The sequence below is a fragment of the Pseudomonas sp. LF020 genome, assembly GCF_053456425.1.
The window spans coordinates 66,846-87,597 of record NZ_JBRFIX010000014.1; the positions used below are offsets into that span (position 1 = coordinate 66,846).

Annotated in this window: 19 protein-coding genes; 11 read left to right on the forward strand and 8 right to left on the reverse strand. The window is 60.7% G+C overall.

Annotated elements, in window-relative coordinates; translation table 11 throughout:
- Window positions 1-29: 29 nt before the first annotated feature.
- Window positions 30-1,256 (reverse strand): molybdopterin molybdotransferase MoeA, encoded by a 1,227-nt coding sequence (locus ACU680_RS25375; protein ID WP_448180848.1) that lies wholly within the window; start codon window positions 1,254-1,256, stop codon window positions 30-32.
- The gene (gene moaB / locus ACU680_RS25380; RefSeq protein ID WP_003226719.1) at window positions 1,240-1,779 is read right to left on the reverse strand and encodes a molybdenum cofactor biosynthesis protein B; all 540 of its coding nucleotides are present in this window, start codon (window positions 1,777-1,779) and stop codon (window positions 1,240-1,242) included. The genes ACU680_RS25375 and moaB overlap by 17 nt, the downstream gene beginning before the upstream one ends.
- An 82-nt stretch (window positions 1,780-1,861) precedes the next feature.
- Here moaB and mobA point away from each other — a divergent pair, with 82 nt between their 5' ends.
- The gene (mobA, locus tag ACU680_RS25385) at window positions 1,862-2,461 is read left to right on the forward strand and encodes a molybdenum cofactor guanylyltransferase MobA (RefSeq protein ID WP_448180849.1); all 600 of its coding nucleotides are present in this window, start codon (window positions 1,862-1,864) and stop codon (window positions 2,459-2,461) included.
- A gap of 78 nt (window positions 2,462-2,539) precedes the next feature.
- Window positions 2,540-2,761, forward strand: a complete 222-nt coding sequence (locus ACU680_RS25390; RefSeq protein WP_007908660.1) for a YgdI/YgdR family lipoprotein — start codon at window positions 2,540-2,542, stop codon at window positions 2,759-2,761.
- Window positions 2,762-2,837: 76 nt separating this feature from the next.
- Here the strand turns inward: ACU680_RS25390 and ACU680_RS25395 are convergent, their stop codons facing one another.
- The 3 genes from ACU680_RS25395 to ACU680_RS25405 form a co-directional block, all read right to left on the reverse strand.
- The gene (locus ACU680_RS25395; protein WP_448180850.1) at window positions 2,838-3,728 is read right to left on the reverse strand and encodes a pseudouridine synthase; all 891 of its coding nucleotides are present in this window, start codon (window positions 3,726-3,728) and stop codon (window positions 2,838-2,840) included.
- 78 nt (window positions 3,729-3,806) lie between these two features.
- Window positions 3,807-4,124 (reverse strand): transcriptional regulator, encoded by a 318-nt coding sequence (locus tag ACU680_RS25400; protein WP_003226726.1) that lies wholly within the window; start codon window positions 4,122-4,124, stop codon window positions 3,807-3,809.
- A 167-nt stretch (window positions 4,125-4,291) separates the two neighbouring features.
- The gene (locus ACU680_RS25405; RefSeq protein ID WP_007969085.1) at window positions 4,292-4,528 is read right to left on the reverse strand and encodes a glutaredoxin family protein; all 237 of its coding nucleotides are present in this window, start codon (window positions 4,526-4,528) and stop codon (window positions 4,292-4,294) included.
- A 201-nt stretch (window positions 4,529-4,729) separates the two neighbouring features.
- On the opposite strand from ACU680_RS25405, the gene ACU680_RS25410 reads away from it, so the two are divergent.
- Window positions 4,730-6,442, forward strand: a complete 1,713-nt coding sequence (locus tag ACU680_RS25410; RefSeq protein ID WP_448180851.1) for a cation:proton antiporter — start codon at window positions 4,730-4,732, stop codon at window positions 6,440-6,442.
- Here ACU680_RS25410 and ACU680_RS25415 read toward each other — a convergent pair.
- The gene (locus ACU680_RS25415) at window positions 6,439-7,647 is read right to left on the reverse strand and encodes an ammonium transporter (RefSeq protein ID WP_448180852.1); all 1,209 of its coding nucleotides are present in this window, start codon (window positions 7,645-7,647) and stop codon (window positions 6,439-6,441) included. The genes ACU680_RS25410 and ACU680_RS25415 overlap by 4 nt on opposite strands.
- Before the next feature lie 305 nt (window positions 7,648-7,952).
- Between ACU680_RS25415 and ACU680_RS25420 the strand changes: the two genes are divergently transcribed.
- The 8 genes from ACU680_RS25420 to ACU680_RS25455 all read left to right on the forward strand — a co-directional run bounded on the left by ACU680_RS25420 (window position 7,953) and on the right by ACU680_RS25455 (window position 19,302).
- Complete coding sequence (locus ACU680_RS25420) at window positions 7,953-8,267, forward strand: ElaB/YgaM/YqjD family protein (protein ID WP_003226733.1); 315 nt, start codon at window positions 7,953-7,955, stop codon at window positions 8,265-8,267.
- A gap of 2 nt (window positions 8,268-8,269) precedes the next feature.
- Window positions 8,270-8,656 (forward strand): phage holin family protein, encoded by a 387-nt coding sequence (locus ACU680_RS25425; RefSeq protein ID WP_007969088.1) that lies wholly within the window; start codon window positions 8,270-8,272, stop codon window positions 8,654-8,656.
- Entirely contained in the window at window positions 8,653-8,991 is a 339-nt protein-coding gene (locus ACU680_RS25430; RefSeq protein WP_027613426.1) for a hypothetical protein, read from the forward strand. Before ACU680_RS25425 ends, ACU680_RS25430 begins: the two co-directional genes overlap by 4 nt.
- Window positions 8,992-9,115: 124 nt before the next feature.
- The gene (locus tag ACU680_RS25435) at window positions 9,116-10,279 is read left to right on the forward strand and encodes an EAL domain-containing protein (protein ID WP_448180853.1); all 1,164 of its coding nucleotides are present in this window, start codon (window positions 9,116-9,118) and stop codon (window positions 10,277-10,279) included.
- Between the two features lie 76 nt (window positions 10,280-10,355).
- Window positions 10,356-11,684, forward strand: a complete 1,329-nt coding sequence (locus ACU680_RS25440) for a deoxyguanosinetriphosphate triphosphohydrolase (protein WP_003226741.1) — start codon at window positions 10,356-10,358, stop codon at window positions 11,682-11,684.
- A 344-nt stretch (window positions 11,685-12,028) separates the two neighbouring features.
- The gene (locus ACU680_RS25445) at window positions 12,029-12,655 is read left to right on the forward strand and encodes a response regulator transcription factor (RefSeq protein ID WP_007969092.1); all 627 of its coding nucleotides are present in this window, start codon (window positions 12,029-12,031) and stop codon (window positions 12,653-12,655) included.
- Window positions 12,656-12,663: 8 nt separating this feature from the next.
- On the forward strand, window positions 12,664-16,308 hold the full coding sequence (locus ACU680_RS25450) for a transporter substrate-binding domain-containing protein (RefSeq protein ID WP_448180854.1): 3,645 nt from the start codon (window positions 12,664-12,666) through the stop codon (window positions 16,306-16,308).
- A gap of 48 nt (window positions 16,309-16,356) precedes the next feature.
- Window positions 16,357-19,302, forward strand: a complete 2,946-nt coding sequence (locus ACU680_RS25455) for an HD domain-containing phosphohydrolase (protein WP_448180855.1) — start codon at window positions 16,357-16,359, stop codon at window positions 19,300-19,302.
- Here the strand turns inward: ACU680_RS25455 and ACU680_RS25460 are convergent, their stop codons facing one another.
- Entirely contained in the window at window positions 19,303-19,785 is a 483-nt protein-coding gene (locus tag ACU680_RS25460) for a GAF domain-containing protein (RefSeq protein WP_123587425.1), read from the reverse strand.
- Window positions 19,782-20,672, reverse strand: a complete 891-nt coding sequence (locus tag ACU680_RS25465) for an ATP-binding protein (protein WP_448180856.1) — start codon at window positions 20,670-20,672, stop codon at window positions 19,782-19,784. The genes ACU680_RS25460 and ACU680_RS25465 overlap by 4 nt, the downstream gene beginning before the upstream one ends.
- Window positions 20,673-20,752 lie beyond the last annotated feature (80 nt).

Genomic DNA, 20,752 nt, shown 5'->3' on the forward strand with positions numbered 1-20,752 from the left:
CGGTCGAGCCTGCAGTTACCAGCCGCGCGTCAGCCGAGCAGGTCACTCAGTGGAATGAATCCAACCTCATCACCCTTTACCAGCGTACGGCCCTCCAGCACTTCCACCAGGCCATCCGCCCAGGCCGCGCTGCGCAGCACGCCGGAGCTTTGATTGCGGTAGATAATTGCCCGCCCCTGCTCAAGACGACCGCGCAGATATTCGCGACGATTGCCGGCAACGGGCCAGACAAAATCTGCCGGAACCGTAAACTTCAGAGGTTCGACATCCTGTACACCCTGACGCCGCAACAAGTAAGGCCGCGTGAGCAGAGCAAAGGTCACCAGTGTCGAAGCGGGGTTACCCGGCAAACCGATGACGGGCACATTGCGAAAATGACCGAATGTCAGCGGCTTGCCCGGTTTGATGGCCAGTTTCCACAGCGCCAGCTCGCCCTCTTCCCGCAACGCGATGCCAAGAAAATCCGCTTCACCGACCGACACGCCTCCGGTCGAGAGAATCAGGTCGACACCCTGCAAGTCGCCCAGACGTGCCCGTGTGGTCGCCAGATCGTCCGGGAGAATACCGGCATCAATCACTTCACAACCCAGGCGCTGCAACCAACTGCACAACACCACCCGGTTGCTGTTGTAAATCTGCCCCGCTCCCAACGGCTGGCCCGGCTCGACCAGCTCATCGCCGGTGGACAGCACCGCCACTCGGACCTTGCGCACCACATTCAGCCCGGCACATCCCAGCGACGCCGCCAGACCTTGTTCGATCGGTCCCAGCCGGGTACCTGCAGCCAGAATCAACTCACCCACGGTGGTTTCCTGGCCCTGCGGACGAATGTTCTGGCCAACGCTCATGGTTTCAATGAAACGCACACTGCCGTCGGCTTGAACCTCGGCGTTCTCCTGCATTTCCACGCAATCGGCTCCGGCGGGCACTGGCGCGCCGGTGAAGATTCGAGCGCAAGTGCCGGGCTTCAAGGGTACAGGCGCCTGCCCGGCAAAGACTTTCTGGCTGACCGGCAGCGGTTCGCCGGTCCAGTCGGCCAGATTCAGGGCATAACCATCCATGGCGCTGTTTGGCCAGGGCGGCAGATCCAGGGTCGAAACCAGGTCTTCGGCGAGCACCCGCCCTTGCACCTCGGCCAATGGCAGAAACTCGCGCTCGACAATCGGCGTGGCCTCGGCCATTTGCAACAGACGGGCCAGCGCTTCCTCGACAGGCATCAGGCTGCCGGTCTTGCCCGGCTTACCCACGGGATTCACAAGGCGCCGCCTGTTTCAAGTGAGGAACGAAGTTGCACGGGCGATGCCGTGAATCCAGCTGTTCGGCCAGAATCCCGTCCCAACCGGTGCGCACCGCATTGGTCGAACCTGGCAGGCAGCACACCAGCGTGCCATTGGCCAGACCGGCCAGTGCCCGCGACTGCACAGTCGAGGTGCCGATATCGGCCACCGAAATCTGCCTGAACAGCTCACCAAAACCGTCGACCTGTTTGTCGAGCAGGCAAGCGACTGCCTCCGGCGTGCTGTCACGTCCGGTGAAGCCTGTGCCACCGGTAATCAGCACAACCTGCACCACGTCCTCGGCAATCCAGTGGGCAACTTGCGCGCGAATCTTGTAGAGATCATCTTTGAGCAAGACCCGCTCGGCCAGACGGTGACCGGCAGCCGTCAGGCGGTCGACGAAGACCTGGCCTGAGGTGTCGGTTTCCAGGGTTCGGGTATCGCTGACAGTCAGCACCGCAATGTTCAGCGGCGCAAAAGGTACATCGGCCTTGGCTTTCATCAGGCTCGTCCAGTTGTAGGAGAAACAGCTCGGTGTTATATCACAGCGCCTGAATTTTTCGCCGCCCTGCCGGAGAACTGCCATGACCAAAAGTACACTGCTCCCTTGTTCCATACTGCTCCTGGCGGGCGGACGCGGCCAGCGCATGGGCGGCCAGGACAAGGGGCTGATCGAATGGCAGGGCGAGCCGCTGATTGCGCACTTGCACAGCAAGGTGCGGCCGCTGACCGACGACCTGATCATCTCCTGCAATCGCAATCGCGAGCGTTATGCAGCGTACGCCGATCAACTGGTGAGCGATGAACAGAGCGATTTCCCCGGTCCGCTGGCAGGGATCCTTGCCGGCCTCAGGGCCGCTCGTCTGTCACACTTGCTGGTCTTGCCCTGCGACGTTCCGCGAATTGACGCAGCGCTATTGCGGGACATGCGTGAAACCGCCAGCCAGTTTCCTGAAAAACCTTTAATGTTGCGTCACGACGACCACTGGGAACCCCTGCTTTGCGTGATCCCTGTCGCGCTTCTGCCCATGTTCGAAAACGCCTGGAGCGCCGGTGAACGGAGCCCCGGAAGGATCATGCGCAACCTCGGTGCGACTGCCCTGCAATGCCCGGACAATGACCCGCGACTGGCCAACCTGAACACCCCCGAACTGTTAAATACACATAACACTGTGTCAGACTGACAGCATTCAAGGAACTCTCACGCCTTGTACACGTCTCAAGCTCAGTAACCAAAAGTATTCCCATTCGGAGACACACTCATGACTCAACGGACCCTCGCCACTTTCATGCTCGCACTGGGCCTGGCTACCCTCGCTGGTTGCTCGTCGCCAACAGTGATCACCTTGAATGACGGTCGCGAAATCCAGGCCGTCGACACCCCGAAATACGATGACGATTCGGGCTTCTACGAGTTCAAGCAACTGGACGGCAAAGAGACCCGTATCAACAAGGATCAGGTTCGTACCGTTAAAGAGCTGTAATCTTTACGTCGACACCGGATACAGAAAAGCCCGCATTGATGCGGGCTTTTTCATGGGCGCTGCAAAGTGAGTGGCGTCACCATTGCAAGGTGATCTGGCTCTCGAATTCGCGCTCCTCGCCGGTCACCGGGTCGATAAAGCGCAACCCCTGCGCCAGCAGCTTGAGCGGATTGGCGTAATCATCCTCAACGTCTTTCAACACATCCGGGTAGAACGGATCGTTGCAGATACTCGCCCCCAGCGCGGTCATGTGTACGCGTAGCTGATGCTTCTTGCCAGTCACCGGATACAGGCCGTAGCGCCACAGATCACCGTTCTTTTCCCGTACTTCCACAGCCGTTTCAGTATTGGCGACGCCTGGCCCTTCCTGCATGCGGAAGAACGGTTCGCCATCGATCAGACGGCTTTTGTGTACAAGGGGAAATTCCAGCTCCGGCAGCGCAGGGGCGATCGCCTCATAACGTTTATCGATCTGCCGCGTAGGGAACAGTGACTGATAAGCGGAGCGGGTTTGTGGGTTAGCCGAAAAGATCACCAAGCCTGCCGTGTGCCGGTCAATGCGGTGCAGTGGCACCAGATGCGGATTATCGAGGCGGCGGATCAGACGACGCAGCAATGTTTGCTCAACGTATTCACCGGCCGGTGTCACCGGCAGGAAATGCGGCTTGTCCGCCACCACCAGATGCTCGTCCGCATACAAGATCGACTCATGCACCGGGATCGGCTTTTCATCCGGCACTTCACGGAAGTAATGAATACGCAGCCCTTCCTTGTACGGCAGATCCAGCGCAATCGGCTGTCCCTGCCCATCCAGCACCCGGCCCCGGGCGATCCGGTCCAGCCATTGCTCGCGACTGATCGCACTGAAATGCTGACACAGGCAATCCAGTACGGTAAGCCAGGCTCCCGGCGGCAGGTAAAGGGTGCTGGCCTGATTCTGCGCAGCGGAAAACGTTGGTGTGGACATACGGAAATCGAACCCTCAATGCAGGACGGCATTATCCAACACTGAGCGCAACGAACCTAGTGCGGAATCCGGCCCGTCTCAGGCCGGAATCGATTTGAGCGCCGCAGCCTCGGTGAACTCCTTGAGCCAGCGCAGCACATCGACCGCCTCCCAGCGTCCCGGGTCATACAAGGCGTACAACAAGCCCTGATAACCGACCACATCCAGTTGCTTGTGATAACCGGCACGCTGGAACAGCGCTTCGATCTCGGCAAAACAGGTGTTGAAATGCAGTTTGTTGAAAGGCGTCTTGCCCTCCGTGACCAGCCCGTCCAGGCGCAATTCGAGGACCGCCTCGCGCACCACGTCAACCGACATCCGGTTCACGCTGTTCTTCAACTGTTCGACATTGACCACGGTTCGTCCCTCTGACTGCCGGATTCACCTGCTCAAGTCATCAAAAGCAGCAGGCGCATCCAATTACTGTATGCACATACAGTAACCGAATAATCCGCAAAGTGCCAAGGGAAGGATGCGCGCTCGCGACCGGCGGAAAGCCACGCCGCGTCACCGAAAAAACAGGCTCAGCGCAGGAAGGCCACAACCTGATCGGCACTGAAAGGCCAGCTCAGCTCCGCGCCGGTATCAACTCGGCGCAGCACCGGAATTCGCAGGCTGTAAGCCTCGAACCAGGATTCATCGTCGGCAATATCCACCAGTTCGACCAGCAGACCGTGCTCGACAAAAGGCATCAACTCGGCCTCTGCCACCTCACACAAATGGCATCCCAAGGTGCCGAACAACTGACATTCAGGAGGCATGATCGCTCAACCGGAAAAGTGAGCGTTCATTCTAGGCCTGCCTCGAAAACCCGTCGAGCGGCAGCTGCCCAAAGACCCAGGCACGGCCGGAAACTCGCAAAACCCTGACGCAAATCAGCCCGCAAAAAAGCCAATCAGGCGATGCTCCCGGACTTTTTGCCTCTACGCTTGAGAAGCCTGAGCCTGACATCGGAGTGCTTTGTGTTTGCCAACCTGTTGATCATCCTCGCCTCATCCCTGGTGATGATTGCCCTGTTCCGCCGACTGCGCTTGCCGCCAGTGCTGGGCTATCTGTGCGTGGGCCTGATGGTGGGACCGACTGCATTCAACTGGGTCAACGAGAGCGAACACCTGCCGGATGTGGCCGAGTTGGGCGTGGTGTTTCTGCTGTTCTCGCTGGGCCTGGAGTTTTCCCTGTCGAAAATGATCGCGCTGCGCAAAGTGGTGTTTCGCCTCGGCAGCCAGCAAGTGTTGCTCAGCACCGGATTGCTCGGGCTGGTGCTGATCCTGCTGGGTATGCCGCTGGCCCCGGCGCTGTTGCTTGGCGCCGGGCTGTCGCTGTCGTCGACGGCGATTGTCACCAAGGAGTTGAGCAGCCTGGGCGAAGTGTTCAGCAGTCACGGGCAGAACGCGGTCGGGGTCTTGCTGTTTCAGGACGTGGTCGCGGTGTTGCTGCTTACCTTGGTGCCGGTGTTCGCCGGGAGCAGCGCGCAAGCTTGGTACTGGGCCTTGCCGCTGACGCTGGTGAAGACCGTGGTGCTGTTTTTCGGTCTGTTGCTGGCCAGCCGCTGGTTGCTGCCACGGCTGTTCCATGAGGTGGCCGCGTCGCGTTCGGCGGAACTGTTCGTGCTGCTGGCGCTGGTGATTGTATTGCTGACCGCCTGGCTGACGCACCTGCTGGGCCTGTCCCCTGCCCTTGGCGCATTTCTGGCCGGGATGCTGCTCGGCGAAAGCCACTATCGCCATCAGATTGAGGCCGATATCCGGCCGTTTCGCGACATCCTGCTCGGGGTGTTTTTCGTCAGCATCGGCATGCTGATCGACCTGCAACTGTTCGTCAGTCACAGCCTGTTGATTCTCGGCCTGAGCCTCGGCCTGATGCTGATCAAAGGCACGGTCGTCGCGCTTTTGGTGAAGTGGCGCGGCAGCGATCACGAGACTGCCTGGCGCAGCGGCCTGGCCCTGGCACAGGGCGGGGAGTTCTGCTTCGCGTTGATGGCGCAGATGCAACAGAACCAGATGCTGCCTGCCGAGTTGGGCGCCCTGCTGCTCGCGGCCACCTTCTGTTCGATGCTGCTGACGCCATTGCTGTTGCGCGCCGCGCCGCGCATTGCCGCAAGCCTGCATCGCAAGCCGAACCAGGAGGCGCAAATCGAGGAAATAAGCGCCCTCAACGCCGGTCTGGATCAGCACGTGGTGATCTGTGGTTATGGCCGTGTCGGCCAATCCATCGGCCGCTTCATGCGCAATGCCAGTCAGCCTTATATCGCGTTGGACAACGATCCGGTGCGCGTGCAGGAAGCCGCGTCCGGCGAAAGCGAGGTGCATTACGGCGACTCGTCGCGCGGCGACCTGCTGACCGCGGTCGGATTGTTGCGCGCGCGGCTGCTGGTGATCGCCGTGGATCAGAGCGATGTCAGCCTGCGGATCCTCAAGGAAGCGCGCCGGCTCAATGCGCGGATACCGATTCTGGTGCGCACCCGCGACGACAGCCAATGGGCCGAACTCAAAGCCACCGGCGCCACCGAAGTGGTGCCGGAGCTATTGGAATCGAGCCTGATGCTCGCCTCCCACGCCTTGATCATGCTCGGGCTGCCGGCGCATCAGGTGCAGGAGAAGATCGATCAAGTGCGCATCGACCGCTATCGCCTGTTGCATGGGTTCTATCCAGGTGCCGAAGACAAGGAAGCCTAGTCCTGACTGACCGCGCCGATCTTGTGCAGCGACAGGTCGGCGCCGTAATACTCTTGCTCCTGACTCAGGCGCAGGCCGTGCAAGGCCTTGATCAAACCGTAGACGGCGAATCCGCCGATCAGCGCGACAACCACACCGAGCGTAGTGCCGATCAACTGACTGATCACGCTGACACCCCCAAGACCGCCGAGCGCAGTCTGGCCGAAGATGCCGCAAGCAATCCCGCCCCACACCCCGCACAAACCATGCAACGGCCACACGCCAAGAACATCGTCGATACGCCATTTGACTTGCGCGGCGGTAAAGCACCAGACGAACAGCGCACCGGCAATCGCCCCGGTCACCAGCGCACCCACCGGATGCATCAGGTCGGAACCGGCACAGATCGCCACCAGCCCGGCCAGCGGGCCGTTGTGCAGGAAGCCCGGGTCATTGCGCCCGACGATCAACGCCGCCACCGTGCCACCGACCATGGCCATCAACGAGTTGACCGCCACCAGACCGCTGACGCCTTGCAAGGTCTGCGCGCTCATCACGTTGAAGCCGAACCAGCCGACAATCAGAATCCACGAACCCAGCGCCAGAAACGGAATGCTCGACGGCGCGAACGCCACCAGACGCCCGTCGCGATAACGACCGTTACGCGGGCCGAGCAGCAATACCGCCGCCAGCGCCAGCCAGCCGCCCATCGCATGCACCACCACCGATCCGGCGAAATCATGGAACGCCGCGCCAAAGCGCGCCGTCAGCCAGGCTTGCAGACCGTAGTTGCCGTTCCAGATCATGCCCTCGAAAAACGGGTAGATGAATGCCACGATCAGCGCCGTCGCACACAACTGCGGAACGAATCGCGCACGCTCGGCAATCCCGCCGGAGATGATCGCCGGAATCGCCGCAGCAAAGGTCAGCAGAAAGAAAAACTTCACCAGCCCATAACCGTGGTCGGCACTCAGCACCGCCGCCGGTTGCATGAAGGTCACCCCGTAGGAGATCCAATAGCCTATAAAGAAATAGGCCATGGTCGAAACGGCAAAGTCGCTGAGAATTTTCGACAGTGCATTGACCTGGTTTTTCTGACGCACCGTGCCGACTTCAAGGAAGGCGAAACCGGCGTGCATCGCCAGCACCATCACCGCACCGATCAGAATGAACAACGTGTTGGAGCTGTGAACCAGCGTATCCACAGCGCTTTGCAGATTTTCCATAAAGAGGCAGACCTGAAGGCTAAAAAGGCACCAAAGCGGTTCGCGCGGACAATTCATGCACCAAGTTGCGACCGCTCGGTCCGCGCAGTGAAGCTGCGATGAACCGCTTTGGCGCACAAGGTCGATGTCCTGACACGAACCAGGATTATTTGAGTTAAGGTTTTGCTGCATGCACGCCCGCCAACAGCGCACGGCGGCAACAGGACGCACCACGACATAGCAAAAGCTGTACCAGTCATTTGTACTGAACCTTCGCGCAAGGCTCATACTCGAACGCTTCAGACGTCACTTACGGAGATCCACCCATGGCCAGCATCAAGGCAAAGACTGCTCAAGAAATCCTGATGAACGACTTCCAGACTCTGGTCGCCGACACCGAGCGGTTGCTCGAACACACTGCGTCCCTGGCGGGCGATCAGGCCGATGAGCTGCGTGATCAGATCCACGACAGCCTGCTGCGCGCCCGGGAAACCCTCAAGCTGACCGAAGACACCCTGCGTGATCGCGGTCAGGCTGCCGTCACCGCCACCGAAGACTATGTGTCGGCCAACCCTTGGCAATCGGTGGGCATCGCTGCCGGGGTAGGCTTTCTGATTGGCCTGCTGGCCACGCGGCGCTGATCATGTCGATCGGCGAATCCGGCCTGGGGTCGGGCACTACTTCCTCCACGCGGCGTCTGGGCGCCGCTGTTCTCGGCTTGCTGCACAGCCATGTCGAACTCTTCGGCATCGAATTGCAGGAGCAGAAAGCACGCACCGTCAGCCTGTTGTTGTTCGCTGGCCTGGCGCTGGTGTTTGCCCTGCTGTTGCTGGTCGGTCTGTCGACGCTGGTGCTGATCGTGTTCTGGGATACCTATCGTCTGGCCGCGATCATCGGCCTGTGCGTGTTCTACACCCTGGCGGCCGCTTTCTGCGGGTTGCGCCTCAAGGCAGCAGTCTTCGATGAATCCTCGCCCTTCCACGGCACGCTGGAAGAATTGGCCAATGATCGGGAGCGCCTGCTGCCATGAGCCTGCCTGAACTGCCACACAACAGCTCGCGCCGGGAAATGCGCAAGGCGCTGATCCGCCTGCGCATGGAAATGCATCGTCAGGAAATCCGCCACGAAGCCGGGCAAGTGCTGCAACCCTTGCAGCGCATGCGCGGCATGACGCAAAACCTGCAAGGCGGCTTCGGCATCAAACACGCGCCGCTGTGGGGCGTGGCTGCCGTCACCCTGCTGGGTTTCATCACCGGCAAGGGCGCAAAAAGCGGCGGTGTCGGCGGGCTGACCCGACTGATTCGGCTAGGCACCAGCCTCGGCCCGCTGATCAAACTGGTGATGCAGAGTTCGGGCAAACGCTAAGCCGGTGCATCTGGCTGCATTCTTGCAATATCCGCGGGATTGAACCTTTTCACCAAGAGGTTCAATCCCGCGCGCCTACCCGGTCGGCGGGTTCACCCAGAACGACAACGACTAAGGAGGCCCCGTGATCGACGGGCAACCGCTCGCCTGCTTTCAGCCTTTCATCGATACCGCTACCGGACGTATCGCAGGCGTCGAAGCATTGGGTCGCCTGCGCCAGCCTGACGGCCAACTGGCATCGGTCGGGCCGTTGTTCGCCGACCCGCGCACACCCGCCATCGCCCTGCGCCGCCTCGACCGACAGATCCGCGACAACGCCCTGAGCCGACTGCATGAAGCCCCCGCCGAGTGGTTTCTCAGCCTGAACATGTCGCCGCGCTGGATCAGTCGCCTGCGCGCCGATCAGCCATTGCCCAGCCTCAAACAAATGCTGCGACACGGCGTCGATCCGCAACGCATTGTGTTCGAGATCACTGAACTGGGTGGCAACAGTCAGCGTCTGGCCGAGGTGGTGGCGCGCTATCGCGAGGCCGGTGCGCGGATCGCCATCGATGATTTCGGCGCCGGTTATTCGCAGCTCGATCGGGTGCTGGCGTTGCAGCCGGACATTCTCAAACTCGACATGCGCCTGTTTCAGGCTGCCGCGCTGGGCGGCCCAAGTAGTGACGTGGTCAAGGCTCTGGCGCAAATGGCCGAGAAAACCGGCTGCTGGATCATTGCCGAAGGCGTCGAAACCGAAGCCCAGCTCAATTTCGCCCTGGAATGCGGATCGCGCTACGTTCAGGGTTTCCTGTTTGCCCGGGCGCAGGAGGCGTTCTATCCAACCGATGCCTTCGTGCAGCGCTTCGCTGAACTGCGCCAGCGTTACGTGCGGCAGAAACTGGCCGAACGCGGGCGCTTGATGCAGATGCGTCAGCAGCTCGGCGAACTGATGGCGATCCTCCAGACCTGGGCTCAGGCCCACGCACCGCTCAGTGCGCTGCCGCAACTGGAAGCTTTTCCGTGGTTGCTGCGGTTCTACCAGTGCGACCGCCATGGCACCCAACTCACACCTAACCTTGAGTGGCGGCATAACCGTTGGGTCGCCGACAACCGCTACCTGGGCCACAACTGGTCATGGCGTCCGTACTTCTATCATTTGCTCGCCGAAGGCTGGGAAGAACGACGCCTGACCCTGTCCAGTACCTATCGCGACGCGACGAGCAACCAGTATTGCCTGACCGCCGGCCAGTTCTTCGATAACGGCGAACGCCTGCTGCTGATCGATATTGATGCCGCGGGTTTGTAGTTCCGCTTGCAGGGGCGTGGCTGAACCGGGAAGCTAGGGCAACAGTCATCCCAGTCACCGACGGAGAGAACCAGCCTTGGATTGGCAGACCCTGCTCAACCGCGAACGCCTTGGAAAACCGCTGCACAGCCCGCAAGAGCTGGGCCGCAGCCCGTTCCACAAAGACCACGACCGCATCATCTTCTCCGGCGCCTTCCGCCGTCTGGGCCGCAAGACCCAGGTGCATCCGGTATCGAGTAATGACCACATCCACACCCGTCTGACCCATTCGCTGGAAGTCAGCTGCGTCGGGCGCTCGCTGGGCATGCGCGTCGGTGAAACCTTGCGCAGCGCCCTGCCCGACTGGTGCGACCCGAGCGATCTGGGCATGGTCGTGCAATCGGCCTGCCTGGCCCATGACATCGGCAATCCGCCGTTCGGCCACTCCGGTGAAGACGCGATTCGTCACTGGTTCCAGCAGGCAGCCGGGCGCGGCTGGCTCGACGGCATGAGCGAAGCCGAGCGCGGTGACTTCCTCAATTTCGAAGGCAACGCGCAAGGCTTCCGGGTGCTGACTCAGCTTGAGTATCACCAGTTCGACGGCGGCACCCGCCTCACCTACGCCACCCTCGGCACCTATCTGAAATATCCGTGGACCGCACGTCACGCCGACTCGCTGGGTTACAAGAAACACAAATTCGGCTGCTACCAGAGCGAATTGCCGCTGCTGGAGCAGATCGCCCACAAGCTCGGCCTGCCGCAACTCGAGGACCAGCGCTGGGCGCGCCACCCGTTGGTGTACCTGATGGAGGCGGCCGACGACATCTGCTATGCGCTGATCGACCTCGAAGATGGCCTGGAAATGGAGCTGCTGGAGTACGCTGAGGTTGAATCGCTGCTGCTCGGTCTGGTCGGTGACGATCTGCCGGAAACCTATCGCCAGCTCGGCCCGCAGGATTCGCGTCGACGCAAACTGGCGATCCTGCGCGGCAAGGCCATCGAGCACCTGACCAATGCCGCCGCCCGGGCATTCGTCGAGCAACAGGATGCGCTGCTGGCCGGCACCCTGCACGGCGACCTGGTGGAACACATGCACGGCCCGGCCAAACGCTGCGTGCTCAACGCCAAGGACATCGCCCGCAAGAAGATCTTCCAGGACAAGCGCAAGACGCTGCATGAAATCGGCGCCTATACCACGCTGGAAATTCTCCTCAACGCGTTCTGCGGCGCCGCGCTGGAGCAACACGGCGGTCGCACGCCGTCGTTCAAGAGCCGCCGTATCCTCGACCTGCTGGGCAACAATGCACCGGATCCCCACGGGCCGTTGCACACCTCGTTCCTGCGCATGATCGACTTCATCGCCGGGATGACCGACAGCTATGCCAGTGACATGGCGCTGGAAATGACCGGGCGCTCCAGCCACTGACAGAACCTTCTTCAACCGGGTCAGTGCGACACCCGGTTGAAGGATCGATCCATGAAAGCGGCTCAGCGGTATTCGATAGCCGCGCCGACCAAACGTAATCCGTTTAACGACGACAGAACGCAAACAAACGCTGTTTTCTCAACAATCTAACAGCAACTTAAAACATTCAGATAAACAAATAATCTAAACACTTCCTTACGCGACACAGAGTTTTGTCGTAGTCAATTTCCCTTTAGTGTGTAGGACTTATCCTATATTGCTGCTAGAGCCCTGTGAGTTCATGCGATCGCTCTTTTATCTGAGCTAAGGTGCGCGCTTTATTCGCGCACGTATGGGATTTGATTATGAACTCCGTTTTTATTGTCGATGATCACCCCGTCATCCGACTTGCCGTTCGAATGCTCCTCGAGCATGAAGGTTACAAGGTCGTCGGCGAAACCGATAACGGGGTCGATGCCATGCAGATGGTTCGCGAATGCATGCCCGACCTGATCATCCTCGATATCAGCATCCCCAAACTCGACGGCCTGGAAGTCCTCGCCCGCTTCAATGCCATGGGCACTCCGCTCAAGACCCTGGTACTGACGGCGCAATGCCCGACGCTGTTCGGCATTCGCTGCATGCAGTCCGGCGCATCCGGTTATGTGTGCAAGGAAGAAGACTTGAGCGAACTGGTCAGCGCCATAAAAGCGGTACTTTCCGGTTACAACTATTTCCCCAGTCAGGCATTGAATCCGGTACGCAGTGACGATGTGCGTTACGCCGAGCTGGAATTATTCAAAGCCGTCAATGACCGCGAACTCATGGTCCTGCAATTATTTGCCCAGGGGCGCACCAACAAGGAAATTGCCAAGGGCATGTTCCTCAGTAACAAAACCGTCAGCACTTATAAAAAACGCTTGATGCAGAAACTGAAAGCCAGGTCCTTGGTGGAACTTATCGAGATGGCCAAACGCAACGCGCTAGTGTGAGAGCCTGAATGCCCAGTCGTTTAAAGATCTATCTCGCCATATTGTGCACAAGCCTGTGCCTGACTTCTCAGGCACAGGCCGACCTCGTCACAGCGCAGGATTATGTGCTGCGCAGCCGTTCGAGCCACGAAGCGCTGTCCATGTCTCTGCAGCCCGCGCAACGGCAATGGTTACAGACTCGCCACGAACTGGTACTGGGCACTTCCGCACCGGATTATCCGCCGTTCGACATGACCGCCAGCGGTCGCGATTACGAAGGTTTTACCGCCGACTACGCCGGCCTGCTCGGACAGGCCGTGGGCTTGCCAGTCCGGGTCAAGCGCTTTGCCTCACGGGAAGCTGCGGTACGCGCGCTGGTGGCGGGGCAGGTCGACATGCTCGGTACCGCCAACGGTTTCGAGGCCAGTAACGCCGACATCCTGCTTTCTATCCCCTACGCCATCGACCAGCCGGTACTGGTCACCCGCGAAGACGAAACCCGCACGCTCACCGAGGGCCTGGCCGGACTGCGCCTGAGCATGGTCTATCACTATCTGCCGCAGGACGAAGTCAAGGCGCTCTACCCCAAAGCCATCCTGACGTCCTACCCGTCCTATCAAAACGCAATCAACGCAGTGGCTTTCGATCAGGCCGACGTGTTTCTGGGCGATACCATTTCCACCCACTACATGATCAACAAGGGCTATCTGAACAACATCCGCATGGCCAATTTCGGCAAACAGGAAGCCCATGGTTTCAGCTTTGCCGTGCACGCCGATAACCCGCAACTGCTGGCCATCATCAATACCGCACTGCTGGCCATACCGGCCAGTGAACGGGACAGCATCGCCAAGCGCTGGAGCGCCGGCAGCGACATCCTGCTGACCGACCAGAAACTGCAATTGACCCACCACGAAGAACAGTGGCTCAAACAGCATCCGGTGCTGCGCGTGGTGGTGAACGAGGCGTTCGCGCCGCTGACATTCTTTGACAGCGACGGCAATCTACGCGGCATCACCGCAGACCTGCTCGAACTGCTGCGCCTGCGTACCGGCATGCGTTTCGAACTGGTGCGCAGCCGCAGCGACGCTGACATGGTCGAGCAGATCAATCAGCACCGGGCCGATCTGATCGCGGCGTTGCTGCCCAGCCCGCAACGGGAAAAGACCCTGCAATTCAGCCGTCCCTATCTGGAAAACTCCTTCGTCCTGCTGACCCGCAAATCCACTGAGAGCCCGACCCATCCTGCGCAGCTCAAGGACAAATACCTGGCGATTGCCCAAGGCAGTCCCATGGCCGCCTACCTGCGCCGCGAGTTCCCCGATATCCATCTGACCGAAACCTCCGACACCTTCGGCGCCGCGACCTTGCTCGCCGAAGGCAAGGCCGATGGTGCCGTCGCCTCGCTGGTGATCGCCAACTATCTGATTTCGTCGCGGATCTTCGAGCATCAGTTGCAGATCACCACCACCCTTGGTACCCGGCAGGCGGCCTTTTCGCTGGCCACGGCCCGTGACAACAGCGAACTCGGATCGATCCTCGACAAGGCCCTGCTGAGCATCAGCCCCGAAGAGCTGGGGGTCATCAACAGCCGCTGGCGCGGTTTTTCCAATGCCGCGCAAAGCAACTGGCATCACTATCAGCATCTGTTTTACCAACTGATCGGCGCAGCCTGTCTGCTGCTGTTGTTGTCCCTGATCTGGAACGCCTACATGCGGCGCCAGATCAAGCAACGCCAGGCCGCCGAGCGGGCACTCAACGATCAGTTCGAGTTCATGCGCTCACTGGTCAACGGCACACCTCATCCGATCTACGTGCGCGATCGCCGAGGCTTGCTGCAAAGCTGCAACGACAGCTACCTCGAAGCCTTCAACGCGAAACGCGAAGACGTGATCGGCAAGAGTGTCATGCAAGGCACCCTGAGCAATGCCTTCGAAGCCCGGGCCTTCGAGGCGGATTACCAGCGGGTTGTGGCCGAGGGGACGCCGCTGCTGCTCGACCGTCCGTTGCACATCGGTGGCCGGCGTCTGACGATCTATCACTGGATCCTGCCTTACCGCGACTCCAGCGGCGATGTACAAGGGATCATCGGTGGCTGGATCGATATCAGTGATCGCCGCCAGTTGTTCGATGAACTGCGCACAGCCAAGGAACAGGCGGACAACGCCAACCGGGCGAAAAGTACTTTTCTGGCGACCATGAGCCACGAAATCCGTACGCCGATGAATGCCATCATCGGCATGCTCGAATTGACGCTCGAACGCATGACCGATCAGGCGCCGGATCGCTCGTCCATCGAAACCGCCTACTGTTCCGCCAAGGATCTGCTGGGGCTGATCGGCGACATCCTCGATATCGCCCGGATCGAGTCCGGACGCCTGAGCCTGGCGCCCGAGCGGATCAATCTGGTCGACACCGTCGCTTCGGTGGTGAGGATCTTCGACGGCCTTGCGCGGCAGAAAAACCTCGCCCTGCCCCTGACCGTCAATCCTCCAGGGCTCGAAGTCGATGTGGAACTGGATCCGCTGCGCTTCAAGCAGATCCTGTCGAACCTGATCAGCAATGCCATCAAGTTCACCCAGAGCGGGCAGGTGCGGGTCACACTGGACGTGCTGCCTAATGCCGCCGGCAAGTGTTCGCTCGTTCAATTGACGATCCACGACACCGGCGTCGGCATCAGCATTGAAGATCAACAACGTCTGTTCGAGCCGTTCGCCCAGGCTGACGGAGGCCGCCAGCAGGCCCGCAGAGGCGCCGGACTGGGGCTGGTGATCAGCCGCAACCTCTGTGAAATGATGGGCGGTCAGTTGCAATTGAGTAGTCAGCCGGGGATCGGCACCCAGGTCTGCCTGTCGCTGCCGCTGCAAACGCTGCCATGCAGGGTGGCCACGGCGAAAACCGCATCGCCGATCCGCGTGTCAGGTGCGCCGCTGAATATTCTGGTGGTCGACGACCATCCCGCCAATCGCCTGCTGATGTGCCAGCAACTGGAGTTCCTCGGGCATCGCTTCAGCCTTGCCGAAGAAGGTCGCAGTGGATTGGCGAAGTGGCAGGCCGGTGAATTCGACCTGGTCATCGCCGACTGCAACATGCCGTTGATGAACGGCTACGAATTGGCGGCGGCCATCCGCCAGGAAGAACAGCGCACAGGCCGTCCTCCTTGCAAGGTCCTTGGCTTCACGGCCAACGCGCAGCCCGAGGAAGTGCAACGCTGCAAACAGGCGGGCATGAATGACTGCCTGTTCAAACCCCTGAGCCTCAGCGCGCTGAGCCAGTGGGTCAACGGGCTGCAACCGGCGACACCGCAACCCGCGTTCAATCTCGAGGGCTTGCATCAACTGACCGGCGGTAATCCGCTTCAAGCCCGGCGCCTGCTCACGCAATTACTCAAGAGCAGTCGCCTCGATCGCGAGGAGCTGCTGGCCCTGGCGCCGCACAATGATCGCGAGGCACTGGCGGTGGTGGCGCACAAGATCAAGGGCGCCGCCCGGATCGCCCAGGCTTCGCGTCTGATCGTCTGCTGCGATGCGCTGGAACACGCCTGCCAGCAGACCACGTCGGTGCCGGCCATCGTGCGCTGCATCGAGGCCACCGACGCGGCGATGGTCGAACTGGAGCAGGCGTTGCAGCAACAATTGGAACCGTTCGCTGAAAGCACAATGACCGAGCCTTAACTATGCTTGAACGCTGAGCAGTGTGTTTACTTCAATGGAGAGTCAGCAATGCCCAGCCCACTGCGCCCGGATCAACGCCGGTTCCCGTTGCACGTGCACATCAGCGTCATGTTCACCTTTCTGCTGTTGCTGACAGGCGTGGTGCTGGGGCTGTTCAATTATCGCCAGACCACCCGGATCATCCTGTCGAGCAGTGAAAACCTGTTCAATCGCATCGAACAGGACGTGCGCCTGGACCTGCATTCAACCTACGAACCGATCCGTCATCTGCTGAGCCTGCTGGCCGACAATCAGGCCGCCGGGGCCTCGAACCTGCAGCAGCGTCTGGCGTTGCTCAAGCCGTTCAGTCAGTCACTCAAGGACAACACCGATCTCGCTTCGCTGTATCTGGGCTACGGCAACGGCGACTTCTTCATGGTCCGGCCGTTGCGCACCAGCGCTCTGAAAACCCTGCTCAAGGCGCCGCCGACGGCGGCCTATCAGGTCTGGAGCATCGAGCACGATGCCAGCGGCGCTGCGTCGTCGCAGTCGCTATTCTTCGACCAGGCGCTGACACCCGTCGGGCGCCAGGACAATCCCGACGACCGCTACGATCCGCGCACTCGCAACTGGTACACCAACGCCCTGCAGCAGGGTGATCAGATCACTACCGAGCCCTATGTGTTCTTCTCCACGCACAACGTGGGCACTACTTTGGCCCGACGCAGCAGCGCAACCAGCGTGATCGGTGCCGACCTGACGCTGGAAGCTCTCTCGGCCACCTTGCTCAAACACGTGGTCACCCCCTCCACCGAAATCGTGTTGTTCGATGCCGATGGCAACGCCGTGGCCTACCCGGACAGCCGCCGGCTGATTGTCGACGACAGCAGCGCACGCCTGGCCAAGGCCGCCGACCTGAGCCCGACTCTGCACGCGTTACTGTCCACCACGCATCAGGGCAAACGGCTGAACGTCGATGGCCGCCACTGGATCGTCGCCCGCAGCCATTTGCAGGAGGGTGGGCCGAGAGGTCTGCAAATGGCCCTGGTGGTGCCAGAGGACGAGTTGCTGGCCGACGCCTACCGCATGCGCTGGCAGGGTGCACTGATCACCCTGGCGACCTTGCTGCTGTGCCTGCCACTGGGTTGGCTGACCTCACGGATTCTGGTCAAGCCGCTGCATGCGCTGGTCAAGGAAGCCGACGCGATCCGCAGCTTCGATTTCAACTTTCCGGTCACCCGCCGCTCGCCGGTGCTGGAGGTCGACCAGCTGAGCCTGTCGATGGCCCGCATGAAGGAAACACTCGCCAGTTTCTTCCGCATCACCGACAGTCTGTGCGCCGAAACCCGCTTCGCCCCGCTGCTGCAACGGGTGCTGTTCGAGACCGTTCAGATTGCCCAGGCGCAGGCTGGGTTGATCTACCTGCGCGAAAGCGATGGCAACCGGATGGCGCCTTACGGACTGATCATTGATGGCGCCTCGCACGAGCCGGGCGAGTTCGCTGTGCTGGGCCGGGATCTCTTGGCCGATCAAGGGCCGGCGTGGTTCCAGCAACTGATCAACGCTGACAACGTGGTCAGCAGCCTTGGCTTCGAACAGGCCGGGGACTTGCAGAAAGTCTTGTTGGCCATGCAGTCGCCGCGCATCCACCTGATCGGCATCCGCCTGCGTAATCGGCACAACGAAACCATCGGCCTGTTGCTTCTGCTGATCAACGACAGCGGCAGCGCTCAGGACCTGGAAAAACTGCGCCCGGACCGCATCGCCTTCCTGCAAGCCGTGTCTGGTGCGGCGGCGGTGAGTATCGAAAGTCAGCGCCTGCAGGCGAAGCAGAAGCAGTTGCTCGACGCGTTCATTCAGTTGCTGGCCGGCGCCATCGACGCCAAGAGCCCCTACACCGGCGGCCACTGCCAGCGCGTGCCGGAGCTGACCCTGATGCTCGCGCAGGCCGCTGCCGCCAGTCAGGCGCCGGCGTTCCAGAGCTACCAACCGAGCGAAGACGAATGGGAGGCCCTGCACATCGCGGCCTGGCTGCACGATTGCGGCAAAGTCACGACCCCGGAATATGTCGTCGACAAAGCGACCAAACTGGAAACCCTCAACGATCGCATCCACGAAATCCGCACCCGTTTCGAAGTGCTCAAGCGCGATGCCTGGATCAGTTACTGGCAGGCGCTGGCGCTGGGCGGCAACGAGGTGCAACTGAGCGAACTGCGTGACGCCACGCTGACGCAACTGGACGATGACTTTGCCTTCGTTGCCCGCTGCAATCTGGGTGGTGAAGCCATGGCACCCGCTGATCTGCAGCGCCTTGAGCGCATCGCCGAGCGCCGCTGGACGCGCACCCTCGATGATCGTCTGGGCGTGTCATGGGAGGAACACCGCCGTCAGGCGCAAACGCCGGCGCCGAATCTGCCGGTCAGCGAGCCACTGCTGGCGGACAAGCCAGAACATCTGATCCAGCGTGCCGACAGCGAGCTGATTCCGGAAGACAATCCGTGGGGGTTCAAACTGGATGTGCCGCGTTATAAATACAATCGCGGCGAGCTGTATAACCTGAGCATTACCCGAGGCACGCTGACTCGCGAGGAGCGCTACATCATCAATCACCACATGGTGCAGACGATCCTGATGCTCAGCCACCTGCCCTTCCCCGGGCACCTGGACAGCGTTGCGGAAATCGCCGGCGGTCATCACGAAAAAATGGACGGCAGCGGTTATCCCAAACGCCTGAAGCGCGAGGACATGAGTCTGCCGGCGAGGATGATGGCGATTGCCGATATTTTCGAGGCACTGACAGCGGCGGATCGGCCGTACAAGAAGGCCAAATCCTTGAGTGAAGCCCTGGGGATCATGGCCACCATGTCCCGCGAGGCGCACATCGACCCCGAGCTGTTTGCACTGTTCATCAACGACGAAGTGTACATGCAGTACGCCGCACGGTTTCTCGATCCGCGCCAGATCGATGCGGTGGATCTGGCCAGCCTGTTGCGCAAGGCTGGCTTAAGCGCCTGATCAGCAGTCGGTCAGACGCAGGAAGATCGCCGCCAGTTGCTCGATACCGGCCTGATCGGCGGTGCCGAAACGTGCGAGTTTCGGGCTGTCGAGATCGAGTACGCCGATCAACCGACCGTCCTTGACCAGTGGCACGACCAGCTCGCTGTTGGAGGCGCTGTCGCAAGCGATATGACCGGGAAAGGCATGCACGTCTTCAACGCGCTGGGTCTGCCGACTGGCCGCTGCCGCGCCACATACACCGCGACCGAACGGAATGCGCACACAGGCGATCTGCCCCTGAAACGGGCCAAGCACCAGTTCCTCGTTACGATTGAGGTAGAAACCGGCCCAGTTCAAGTCATCGAGCTGGTTGAACAGAAACGCCGAAAACTGCGCGGCGTTGGCGATGAAGTCGCGCTCGTCCGCCAACAGCGATTCCAGTTGTGCGGCCAACATGCCATAGCCTTCGAGGCCTTGCCCGCTTTGTTGCAAATCAATCATGCCTTGTGCTCCAGCAATTTCAGTCCCACCCAGTAACGGGCGAATTGGTACGCGCAACGTCCGTTGCGATTGCCGCGCCCGGTGGCCCAGCGCACGGCGAGGATGTCCAGTGCTTCGTCGCGCTGCCAGCTCAAGCCGGCCTTGGCCGCCAACTGGCCGATCCAGTGTTCGACGACGTTGAGGAAATGTTCCTGGGTAAACGGATAAAACGACAGCCACAGGCCGAAACGGTCCGACAAGGCGATCTTGTCTTCCACCGCCTCACTCGGATGCAGTTCGCCGTCGACGCGCTTCCAGTTTTCGTTGTCGCTTTCCTTTTCCGGCACCAAGTGGCGGCGGTTGGAAGTGGCGTACAGCAGAACGTTTTCCGGAGCCTGTTCGAGCGAGCCGTCGAGCACGCTTTTCAGCACGCGGTAATCGCCTTCGCCGGACTCGAACGACAGGTCATCGCAGAACAGCACGAAGCGCTGCGGCAGTTTGCCGATCTGCTCGACCACGCGCGGCAGGTCGGCCAGATGGTCGCGCTCGATTTCGATCAAACGCAGGCCGGCCTTGGCGTGTTCGGCCAGCAGCGCCCGCACCAGCGAGGATTTTCCGGTGCCGCGCGAGCCCCAGAGCAGCGCATGGTTGGCCGGCATGCCGTCGAGAAACTGTTGAGTGTTGCGGCCCAGTTGTTCCAACTGACGGTCGACACCGATCAAGTCGGACAGGCGCATGTCGAGGCTGACTTCCAGCGGCAACAAATAGCCACTGCGCCCGTCACGCTGCCAGCGCGCGGCCAGGCAGGTTTCCCAGTCGATCAGCGGACGCGGTGCCGGCAGCAAGGGTTCGATCCGCGCGAGAACCGACTCGGCACGTTCAAGAAAAGCATTCAATCGGGAATCCACGTCTTCTCCTCGGGCACGTTCAAAGTGATGATGGTGCTTCAGCGACGACAATCAGATCAACAAACCCCGCTCAGGCCTTG

Excerpts from the sequence above, each read along its gene's own strand:
- ACU680_RS25455 (WP_448180855.1), top strand. The coding sequence starts at position 16,357 with ATGCCCAGCCCACTGCGCCCGGATCAACGCCGGTTCCCGTTGCACGTG.
- moaB (WP_003226719.1), bottom strand. The coding sequence starts at position 1,779 with ATGAAAGCCAAGGCCGATGTACCTTTTGCGCCGCTGAACATTGCGGTG.
- ACU680_RS25425 (WP_007969088.1), top strand. The coding sequence starts at position 8,270 with ATGTCGATCGGCGAATCCGGCCTGGGGTCGGGCACTACTTCCTCCACG.
- ACU680_RS25390 (WP_007908660.1), top strand. The coding sequence starts at position 2,540 with ATGACTCAACGGACCCTCGCCACTTTCATGCTCGCACTGGGCCTGGCT.
- ACU680_RS25405 (WP_007969085.1), bottom strand. The coding sequence starts at position 4,528 with ATGCCTCCTGAATGTCAGTTGTTCGGCACCTTGGGATGCCATTTGTGT.
- ACU680_RS25445 (WP_007969092.1), top strand. The coding sequence starts at position 12,029 with ATGAACTCCGTTTTTATTGTCGATGATCACCCCGTCATCCGACTTGCC.
- mobA (WP_448180849.1), top strand. The coding sequence starts at position 1,862 with ATGACCAAAAGTACACTGCTCCCTTGTTCCATACTGCTCCTGGCGGGC.
- ACU680_RS25450 (WP_448180854.1), top strand. The coding sequence starts at position 12,664 with ATGCCCAGTCGTTTAAAGATCTATCTCGCCATATTGTGCACAAGCCTG.
- ACU680_RS25420 (WP_003226733.1), top strand. The coding sequence starts at position 7,953 with ATGGCCAGCATCAAGGCAAAGACTGCTCAAGAAATCCTGATGAACGAC.
- ACU680_RS25460 (WP_123587425.1), bottom strand. The coding sequence starts at position 19,785 with ATGATTGATTTGCAACAAAGCGGGCAAGGCCTCGAAGGCTATGGCATG.
- ACU680_RS25430 (WP_027613426.1), top strand. The coding sequence starts at position 8,653 with ATGAGCCTGCCTGAACTGCCACACAACAGCTCGCGCCGGGAAATGCGC.
- ACU680_RS25415 (WP_448180852.1), bottom strand. The coding sequence starts at position 7,647 with ATGGAAAATCTGCAAAGCGCTGTGGATACGCTGGTTCACAGCTCCAAC.
- ACU680_RS25395 (WP_448180850.1), bottom strand. The coding sequence starts at position 3,728 with ATGTCCACACCAACGTTTTCCGCTGCGCAGAATCAGGCCAGCACCCTT.